This is a genomic window from Fusobacterium sp. IOR10 (assembly GCF_010367435.1).
Classification (GTDB): domain Bacteria; phylum Fusobacteriota; class Fusobacteriia; order Fusobacteriales; family Fusobacteriaceae; genus Fusobacterium_B.
Map to the genome: position 1 here is coordinate 36,680 of NZ_WJWY01000015.1, position 9,818 is coordinate 46,497.

Sequence of the window (9,818 nt, forward strand, 5' to 3'; positions counted from 1 at the left end):
TATGAAAGCTATAAGATTAGTACTAACTCAAAATAAAGCTCATTATAGAAAAGAGGAAACAATTACTAATAAAATGACATATCCATTACCACCAATTTCCACTCTAATTGGAGCAATTCACAATGCTTGTGGATATAGAAAATATCATGAAATGGATTTGTCTATACAGGGAGAATATGAATCTATGGGGAAAGAAGCATATACAGATCATTGTTTTTTAAATTCTGTAATGGATGATAGGGGAATATTAGTTAAATCTAGAAATGGAGATTTGCAATCAAAAGCTTTCGAAAAAGTAGCAAAAGCTCTGAAAAGTACAGGAAATAGTTTTAGAAAAAGAAAAACAATTCAAGTATTAAATGAAGGACTTTTTGAAGAATATATTAACCTAAAAAACTTAAATGATGAAATAGGAAAATATAAAAAATTAAAAATTGATAGATTTTCAAAGCTAGCAAAAATCAGAAAAAATTCTTTAAAGGAAAAAAAGAAAATTTTTGATAAAGAATCACAAGAATTTAAACTAATAAGTCACAGAGAAGAGGAAATAAAAAAATTAGAAAAGTTAATCAAGAAAAAATTAGATAAATATATTCATGAAAAATATACAAAGGAAATTTCAAAATATCAATCTCTTACTACATCTATTAAATATTATGAAGTTTTATATGGAGTAAAATTAATTATTCATATAAAAACAGATGAAAAAACATTGAAAGATATTTATGAAAATATATATAATTTAAGATCAATTGGTAGAAGCGAAGATTTTGTAGAAGTTAAAGAATGTGAGTTAATAGAGTTAAATGAAGAGCTACCAGAGAAAATTTTCAGTAAATTTAAAGGGAATTTTATAGGGAAGATAAAAAATTCATCATATTTACTATATGATGAGATTACAAGTGGAAATTTAATATTAAAATCATCTGAAGATGGAACAGATATAAATGGAACTAAATATTACTTAAACAAAGATTATAAGATAAAAAACAATCAAAGAATTTTTAATAAAGTAAAAGTAATATATACATCTAATTATACAATAGATAAAAAATCTAAAAATGTATATTATGACAAAATTGACGGGGAAGATTATTTAGTTAACTTTTTATAGGAGAAAATATGGATTTAAATAAATACTTAGCAAAACCAGAAAAAACAATAAGAGAACATACTGATGATTTACATAATAATTTTAAGATTTTAGAATCTTATTATTCTATTCCTAAAAAAATAAGTGAATTAGTAGAACAAGCTATAGAATATCATGACTATGGTAAGGTAAATAAATATTTTCAAGAAAGAGTAAAGAGTAAAACTAAACATTTTGATTTAGAAGTGGAGATAGCACATAATCTGCTATCTCTATTTTTTATAAATAGAGATAAAATAGAGAATGAAGATTTTTATAAGATTGCATATGCGGTTATGAACCATCATCAAAAGTATGATCCTTATAAAAAATTTAGTGCTCTTGATGACAATATTTTAGAAAATAATTTAGATGGTTTCTTTGATTTTTGCAACGAGATTGGAGATAGAGAAATTGAAAATATTAAAGAAGAAAGGAATAATTTAGAAGCTCAGCTTGTAAAAGGATTTTTACAGAAATGCGACTACTCTGCATCTGGGGGATACGTAATAGAATATCCAAACGATTTTTTAAATAAAAGTTTAAAGAATTTAGGATATAAATGGAGAGAATTGCAAGAGTATGCTATAGAAAATAGAAATGAGAATATAATAATGATTGCTAACACAGGAATTGGGAAAACAGAAGCAGGATTGCTTTGGATAGGGGATAATAAGGGTTTTTTTATATTACCTTTGAGAACAGCTATAAATGCCATGTATGATAGGATCAAAGAAAATATTATAAAAGAAAAAATAGATGAAAGATTATCCTTATTACATTCAGATACAATGTCAGTATATATGGATGAATCTGTTGTGGAAGAAGATAAAGTTAGGGAATATTATAATAAGGGTAAAAATTTATCAATGCCTTTAACTATTTCAACTCTTGATCAAATATTTGATTTTGTTTATAAATATAAAGGATTTGAATTGAAACTTGCAACTTTAAGTTATTCTAAAATTGTAATAGATGAAATTCAAGCTTACTCTCCAGATTTGATAGCGTATATTGTAAGTGCTCTTGAAATGATTAATAAAGCTAATGGTAAATTTGCAATTATTACAGCAACTTTATTTCCATTTATTAAAGATTTAATAGAGGAAAACATTGGGAAAATCCAATATAAAAGCTTTATTAAGGGTGAAGATAGGCATCATATAAAAGCTATTGACAGGAGAATAAATTCTGAAGATATTAAAAATTTTTATAATAATAATCATGGAAAAATATTAGTTGTATGTAATACAATAAAAGAAGCTCAAAATATTTATAAGGAATTAGTTGAAGATAATTTAAATGTAAAATTATTGCATTCAAAATTTACAAAGGAGGATAGATTAAATAAAGAAAAAGAAATTTTAGAATTTGGGAAAACAGAAAATACAAATAATGGAATATGGGTATCTACTTCTTTGGTGGAAGCTAGTTTAGATATTGACTTTGATTACCTATTTACAGAATTAAATGATATTAGTGGATTTTTTCAAAGATTAGGAAGAGTTAATAGAAAGGGAATAAAAAAAGAAATGTTAGTTTCTCCAAATGTATTTGTATATTTATCTATAAATAATAATTTATTTATTAATGGAGAAAGAGGCTTTATAGATCCTGATATATTTAGTATGTCTAAAAATATTCTTTTAAATTTTTCAGGAATATTAAGTGAAGAAAAAAAAGCTAGTATAATTGAAGAAAATTTCACATCTGAAAATTTAAAAAATTCTAAATTTATAGAAAGGTATTTACAAGTAAAAAAATATATAGATTCTTTATATGTAAATGAAATGGAGTTACCTGATGTTAAAAAATATTTTAGGAACATTATTTCATTTAAAATTATCCCAAAAGAGGTTTATAAAGAGAATGAAGATGAAATATTAGAAAATGAGAAGTTATTAAAAGAAAGATATAAATATAATTCTAAAATTAGTAAAGATGAAAACAATAAAGAAAGAAACTTATTTAGAGTAAGACAACAAAGAATAAAAAATGAAATAGATAAATATACTATTTCTGTAGGAATATATGATTTAAATAGTACAGGAATAGTGGTAAATACAAATTTTGAAAAAATTCAAGTAATTGATTGCAATTATGATGGAAAGATAGGCTTTATTAGAAAAAAGAAAGAAAAAAGTAGAGATCAAGTTATTTTCTAAAGTGTTGGAAGGAGGTTATTTATGAGGATAACTGGAATAATGTTTTATTATTATTTTGTATGTCCTAGAAAATTATGGCATTTTAGTAAAGGAATTTCCCTTGAAGATGAAAATGAAAATGTTATGTTAGGTAGATTATTAGATGAGTCTTCTTTTGGCAGAGAGAAAAAGCATATTATGATAGATAATACAGTTAATGTTGATTTTATAAGAGACTGGAAGATATTACATGAAATTAAGAAAAGTAAAAGTATCGAAGAGGCATCAATTTGGCAAGTTAAATATTATTTATATTTTTTGAAAAAAAGAGGAATAGAAATTGAAAAAGGAATATTGGATTATCCTAAGATAAAAGAGAGAGAAGAAATATTTCTATTAAAAAAAGATGAAGAAAAAGTAGAAGATATATTAAAAGAAATAGAAAAAATAGTTAATATGGAGAAAGTTCCTGAAAAAATAAATTCAAAAATTTGTAAAAAATGTGCTTATTACGAGTATTGCTATATCTAGTAGGAGGAGTTTATGAGTGAAACTTATTATTTATTCTCAAATGGAAGATTGAAAAGAAAAGATAATGTTTTAAGATTAACTACACCAGAAGGACAATACAAGGATATGAAAATAGAAGTAACAAATGAGATTTATATTTTTGGAGAAGTTGATTTAAATACCAAATGTTTAAACTATGTGGGACAATTAGGAATAAAATTACACTTTTTTAATTATTATGGTTTTTATACAGGAAGTTTTTATCCTAAGGAAAGAGCAGTCTCAGGAAGGCTTTTAGTAAAACAAGTGAATCATTATGAAGATTTATCCAAAAGATTACTTATAGCCAAAAAAATAATAGGAGGAGCAAGTTTTAATATTAAAAGAAATTTGGGATATTATAATTCTAGAGGTAAAGATTTAGAAGAGGAAATTCTTAGAATAAAAAGACTTAGAATTGAAATTGATAAATGTAAAGATGTAATGGAACTGATGGGAATAGAAGGTAATATTAGAAAAGTATACTATAGTGGATGGAATAAGATTGTTAACCAAGAAATAAATTTTGAAAAAAGAGTAAAAAGACCACCTGATAATTTAATCAATACTATGATATCATTTATTAATTCTTTAATATATACAACATGTTTAGCTGAAATATATAAAACTCAGCTGAATCCAACTATAAGTTATTTACATGTTCCAGGGGAAAGAAGATTTTCTTTATGTTTAGATTTATCTGAAATTTTTAAACCTATTCTTGGAGATAGATTGATATTTTCTCTTTTAAATAAAAACATTATAACTGAAAAGGATTTTGAAAAAGATTCTAATTATTATTATATGAAGGATAAGGGAAGGAAAAAAGTTCTTCAAGCATATGATGAGAGATTGAAGATGACAATAAAACATAAAACATTAAATAGAAATGTGAGCTATAGACATTTAATAAAATTAGAATGCTATAAATTAATTAAACATTTGATGGAAGATCAAGAATATATTCCTTTTGAGATGTGGTGGTAATTATGTATATAATATTAGTTTATGATATAAGATTAGATAAAAACGGAGCAAAAGTTTTGAGAAATGTTTTTAAAATATGTAAAAAATATCTTACTCATATTCAAAATTCAACTTTTGAGGGAGAACTAACAAGGCCTCTATTTGAAAAATTAAAACTTGAATTGAAAGAATATATAAGAGAAGATATGGATTCACTTTTAGTTTTTGAAAGTAGAAATGAAAGATTTTTAAAAAAACATTTTTGGGGGATGAAGGACGATAAAACTTCTAATTTCTTTTAATTTTAAAAACTGTCGACCTCTGATGATGTAAAAACACCTGTAGATCGACAGTTCCTTATAAAGTTAACAAAATAAATAATTTATAGAAAAATAGCAAGAATAAATAAGGAGAACTTATAGCAAAAATCATAAAAATTTAGGGGGTCGACAGAAACAGGGTTCTTATGCTATAATTTTAATAAGGTTATAAGGGTACCTATTTTAATCTAACCAATGTGGAATGATGCTTATTTTCAATAGCAGCTTCAATAACTAAATCGCAATATTTTAATCTAACCAATGTGGAATGATGCTATCTGTAACTAGATACAAAGAATAATCTATATCCTTTTTATTTTAATCTAACCAATGTGGAATGATGCTTAAGAAGCTATTATTGTTAATATTCCAGCTATTCTAGTATTTTAATCTAACCAATGTGGAATGATGCTTACGGAATACATATATTCCTCGTCTATTGTTTCCAAAAATTTTAATCTAACCAATGTGGAATGATGCTTTTTTTCTTGGTCAGCTTTAGTTTTTGGTTCAACTGCAAATTTTAATCTAACCAATGTGGAATGATGCTACTCTTTTGTATTTTACTGATTGAGTAAATATAGGAAATTTTAATCTAACCAATGTGGAATGATGCTTCAAAACATTATACCTCATATAATTTTAAAATTCAAATTTTAATCTAACCAATGTGGAATGATGAAACAGGAACAGTTTTTCTAAATGCTGGCGATACTTATATTTTAATCTAACCAATGTGGAATGATGAACTTGTATTTTACCCCTTCGCGTTCTTCTGTGTTTAGGATTTTAATCTAACCAATGTGGAATGATGTGTTCTTTTGGAATTATTATCCCTTTTGATGTTCCTACATTTTAATCTAACCAATGTGGAATGATGTGGTACAGTAGAGGGAATATTATATATACTCTCTCTTTAATTTTAATCTAACCAATGTGGAATGATGTGCATGTTCAGGTCTAGGCTTTATTTTAGCTGCTCCTGAATTTTAATCTAACCAATGTGGAATGATGTGCAATTTGATATTCAAGCATCACAAACAGATCCTGATGCAATTTTAATCTAACCAATGTGGAATGATGTGAAATGTATGAGCATATTAAAAAAGTAGAAAGAGAATTTTAATCTAACCAATGTGGAATGATGTACGAGAGGTAACTGAATGTCTAACTAAATATATTGTAATTTTAATCTAACCAATGTGGAATGTAAATAAGAATTGAAATTGAATCTTTAAATAAAAAAATAATTTTAATCTAACCAATGTGGAATGTAAATATCTTTTAAAAAATCTTCAAAAGCCATTATATCGCTATTTTAATCTAACCAATGTGGAATGTAAATTCCAAAGCCACATGTTCAGGTCTAGGCTTTATTTTAGATTTTAATCTAACCAATGTGGAATGTAAATGTTAGAAATGCAACAGCAGGTTGAGAAAGCTGGAATTTTAATCTAACCAATGTGGAATGTAAATATGTTATGCAAAAAAAGGCTACACTTTGGGGAGAAGAAATTTTAATCTAACCAATGTGGAATGTAAATATCATTGTTTTTATGTATGATTTAGTGACTGTTTTTATTTTAATCTAACCAATGTGGAATGTAAATAGAGATAATATTAAATGTAAGAGATATCGAGATTAGATTTTAATCTAACCAATGTGGAATGTAAATTTTAAATTCAGAGTACAAATAGTAAAAAATGAAGAGGGATTTTAATCTAACCAATGTGGAATGTAAATATCGAACAAGTTTTAAAGAATGTCTTGGAAGACAGAATTTTAATCTAACCAATGTGGAATGTAAATTCGTTCTATGGAAATATTTTTCTGCATCTTCTTTTCATTTTAATCTAACCAATGTGGAATGTAAATGTGTCACTACTTTCTGCATCAAATGTCACTACTTCAATTTTAATCTAACCAATGTGGAATGTAAATAGAGTTTTAGATTGATACACTAGAAAGCTCCTTGTGATTTTAATCTAACCAATGTGGAATGTAAATAGCTTTTTTTATTTGGTCCAGCGTCATCAATTCTGTGATTTTAATCTAACCAATGTGGAATGTAAATCCGTTAACTTGAGTATCGAATAATTTAAATCTTGCATTTTAATCTAACCAATGTGGAATGTAAATATTTCAAGTTAAAAAATAATTTGGAATGGTTTGAATGGAAATTTTAATCTAACCAATGTGGAATGTAAATTGATTTTTGCCATACCCTTTACGGTTAGTGTTTCCGACATTTTAATCTAACCAATGTGGAATGTAAATGCATTTATATTTTCTTCTAGTATATCACTCACATAGTTATTTTAATCTAACCAATGTGGAATGTAAATGTGTAATGAATTAAAATTATCTGGACTTGTCAACAAATTTTAATCTAACCAATGTGGAATGTAAATATTCTTTTAAATTTCCCAAATAAACTAAGCTTCCAATTTTAATCTAACCAATGTGGAATGTAAATTTCTTTAAAGAACTTTTCACTAATCAACGAAGAATTTATTTTAATCTAACCAATGTGGAATGTAAATCGAACCATATATTTTATAAATGATAGATTTTAGTTTACATTTTAATCTAACCAGTGTGGAATGTAAATTTTGGTACACTATGTTCTATATCATCACACATCGTGTTTTAATCTAACCAGTGTGGAATGTAAATATATTAATTTGATTTTTCTATCTTTTATAATTTTTTCTTTTAATCTAACCAGTGTGGAATGTAAATAAAAAAGATTAATTTGTGGAAACATTCTTTGAATGCTTTTAATCTAACCAGTGTGGAATGTAAATTATCAAATCCCTACTCGTTCACGAAATATTCAACAATTCTTTTAATCTAACCAATGTGGAATGTAAATGAAAGATATGAAGCTGGAAGTCCAAATTTAGTTGGATTTTTAATCTAACCAATGTGGAATATTAATATGAAAAATATAGAAGACGCCTAATTATTTATTAATTAAATTGACAGATTGTCAGTTAATAGAAAAAATAGACGTCTTTTATATTTTAAGAATATTTTTGACTTGGAAAAAACAAATATAAATGGTAAACTTAAGGATAATAAGTGAAATAGAAAAGGAGATATTAATGGGTCTTATATCTAATAAAAATATAGATACAAATATGTATAATAATTTAAAAAATCATATTAATTCTTCAGATGAAATATATATGAGTGTTTCCTTTGTTAGAGATAGTGGATTAAAGCTTATAATTAATGATCTAAAAAGAGCTAAAAAACAAGGAAAGAAAATAAAAATATTAACTAGTGATTATCTTAACATAACAGAGCCAAATGCTTTATATAGACTTTTACAATTGGAAGATACAAAAATATTTAAAAACAATAAAAACATAAGTTTTCACCCTAAAGCATATATTTTTAAAAATAATGCAACTAAAAAAGTAGATATATATATCGGTTCATCAAATATATCTAGATCAGCTTTAACTGATGGTATAGAGTGGAATCATCACATAAATAAAGATTTTTCAGATAGTGAAATAAAGGATATTATAAGCTCTTTTAATGAACTTTATGAAGAATCTAGTTTTAATTTAACTATTGAATGGTTAAGAGAATATGAAAAAAGATATAAAAAACCTGAATTGGAATATAGAGATGTAAATAATAAGGTAAGCGTTATAGAACCAATAAGATTTCAAATTCCAGCTTTGTACGAATTATCTTTAACAAGAGAGGAAGGTTATGATAAAGGATTAGTAATAGTTGCTACAGGTCTTGGGAAAACTTATTTAGCAATATTTGACTCCATGAATTATAAAAAAGTTTTGTTTGTAGTACATAGAGAAGAAATTCTTAATCAAGCAAAAAATTCCTTTGAGAAAATTTATGGAAACAAAAAAACATATGGATTTTTTAATGGAAGCAAAAAGAAGTAAAAGCAGATATAACATTTGCAAGTATAGCAACTATTGGTAAAAAAGAATATTTAAATGAATCTTATTTTTCTAAAAAGCATTTTGATTATATTGTTATAGATGAGGTTCATCATGGTACAGGTAAAAATTATCAGAGTCTATTAAATTATTTTGAGCCCAAATTTCTCTTAGGACTTACTGCTACTCCAGAAAGAAGTGATAACGGAGATATTTATAAAATTTGTGATTACAATATAGTTTATGAATGTAATTTTATAATAGGTATAAATAAAGGTTGGTTATCCCCATTTGAATACTTTGGTATTTATGATAATGTTGACTATTCTAACATTCCTTGGAGAAGTGGAAAATATGATTTAAAAGAACTTGAAAATGCTTTAATAGTTGAAGAAAGAGCAAACTTAGTATACAAAAAATATTCATATTATAAAAAGAAAAGATCAATTGCTTTTTGTGCAAGTATAAAGCATGCAGAATATATGAATAAATTTTTTAAGGAAAAAGGTGTTAAAACAGTTGTTTTAACAGGAAATAATACAAATGAAAAAAGAAAAAAAGAAATTCAAAATTTAAAAGATGGGAAAATAGATACTATATTTGTAGTTGATATATTTAATGAAGGAATTGACATACCAGCTATAGATACAATTTTATTGGGTTCTTTGTCAACTGGTGTTGGTGGAGAAAAATAAAAAAATAAATAATGTTTTTGTTCCTTCAGCTTTATGCTGAAGGAATTTTTATTTTTGTTAAATTGCTATAAATTAAAATTCTATTTCTTAA

At 25.2% G+C, this 9,818-nt stretch carries 6 protein-coding genes, 1 pseudogene and 1 CRISPR repeat array; all 7 genes and pseudogenes read left to right on the forward strand.

Translation table 11 applies throughout. The features are described from left to right. Position 1 precedes the first annotated feature (1 nt). The 7 genes and pseudogenes from cas5 (at position 2) to GIL12_RS05830 (ending at position 9,727) form a co-directional block, all read left to right on the forward strand. Entirely contained in the window at positions 2-1,114 is a 1,113-nt protein-coding gene (gene cas5, locus GIL12_RS05795) for a CRISPR-associated protein Cas5 (RefSeq protein ID WP_163469553.1), read from the forward strand. Between the two features lie 8 nt (positions 1,115-1,122). Beyond that, positions 1,123-3,297 carry a CRISPR-associated helicase Cas3' gene (cas3, locus tag GIL12_RS05800; RefSeq protein ID WP_163469554.1) on the forward strand — a complete coding sequence of 725 codons (2,175 nt, stop codon included), beginning with the start codon at positions 1,123-1,125 and terminating at the stop codon, positions 3,295-3,297. A 21-nt stretch (positions 3,298-3,318) separates the two neighbouring features. Continuing rightward, on the forward strand, positions 3,319-3,807 hold the full coding sequence (gene cas4 / locus GIL12_RS05805; protein ID WP_163469555.1) for a CRISPR-associated protein Cas4: 489 nt from the start codon (positions 3,319-3,321) through the stop codon (positions 3,805-3,807). 12 nt (positions 3,808-3,819) lie between these two features. Then, positions 3,820-4,812 (forward strand): type I-B CRISPR-associated endonuclease Cas1b, encoded by a 993-nt coding sequence (cas1b, locus tag GIL12_RS05810; RefSeq protein ID WP_163469556.1) that lies wholly within the window; start codon positions 3,820-3,822, stop codon positions 4,810-4,812. 2 nt (positions 4,813-4,814) lie between these two features. Next, on the forward strand, positions 4,815-5,093 hold the full coding sequence (cas2, locus tag GIL12_RS05815; protein WP_163469557.1) for a CRISPR-associated endonuclease Cas2: 279 nt from the start codon (positions 4,815-4,817) through the stop codon (positions 5,091-5,093). Between the two features lie 198 nt (positions 5,094-5,291). Further along, positions 5,292-8,048: direct repeats of the CRISPR family, unit length 25 nt; unit sequence ATTTTAATCTAACCAATGTGGAATG. Positions 8,049-8,255: 207 nt separating this feature from the next. After that, positions 8,256-9,169 (forward strand): annotated as a pseudogene (locus GIL12_RS05820) (DEAD/DEAH box helicase family protein); the annotation flags it as partial. Between the two features lie 246 nt (positions 9,170-9,415). Then, entirely contained in the window at positions 9,416-9,727 is a 312-nt protein-coding gene (locus GIL12_RS05830; RefSeq protein ID WP_255461046.1) for a DEAD/DEAH box helicase, read from the forward strand. Positions 9,728-9,818 lie beyond the last annotated feature (91 nt).